Source organism: Aminobacter sp. P4_D5 (assembly GCF_056401815.1).
In genome coordinates, this window is record NZ_JBFUIP010000779.1 from 1 (window position 1) to 682 (window position 682).

Annotated in this window: 2 protein-coding genes; both read right to left on the bottom strand. The window is 69.9% G+C overall.

All coding sequences use genetic code 11. The annotated features are described in order from the left end of the window. Positions 1-500 (bottom strand): MFS transporter (locus AC1DWF_RS34950; RefSeq protein ID WP_476843057.1); only part of this gene is annotated, 500 nt, incomplete at its 3' end. 1 nt (position 501) lies between these two features. Further along, positions 502-682: hypothetical protein (locus AC1DWF_RS34955; RefSeq protein ID WP_476843058.1), on the bottom strand; the 181-nt coding region annotated here is incomplete at its 5' end.

Consider the following 682-nt stretch of genomic DNA (forward strand, 5'->3'; position numbering starts at 1 on the left):
GCGAAGATCAGGAAGCCGCCGCGCCAGCCGGTCAGCGGGATGAGCGCCTGCATGGGCAGGGTGGCAACCATGCCGCCGAGCGCGCCGACGAAGACGCCGCTGCCCGTCATGGCGGCGACCTTCGCGCGCGGAAACCATTGCGTGTTGGCCTTGAGCATCGCCATCAGCCCGGCCGAGATACCCACGCCGGTGACGAAGCGCCCGATGCCGAGGATGACCACGTCCTCGGCCAGCGCGCAGATCAGGAAGCCGAGGCCGGCCGTCAGCGAGAGCACCGTCTGCACGCGGCGTGCGCCGAACATGTCGAGCGCGAGGCCCACCGGCAGCTGCGACAGCCCGTAGGCCGCGAAGAGCACGGCCGCGAGCAGCCCGAGGTCGGAGGCGGAGAGCGAGAATTCCAACGCCAGCATCGGTCCGATGACCGCCATCACGGCGCGGCTCGCCTGGTTGAGGAAGTTCACCAAGGCGAGCGGGAAGGTGATCCGGAAGAAGGTGCGCATCTCAGCCCGTCCGCAGGCGGATGCTGATGGGGCAATGGTCCGAAAGGCGGTCGCGCAGCGCGGGATCCCGCTCGGCGTAGACCATCACGCGCAGGCTGTTCTGCACCATCCAGCCGCGCGCGGGGCCGCCGAGCAGGATGTGCTCGATGAAGGGCCGTCCGCCACGCGCGTCGGACCAGCAG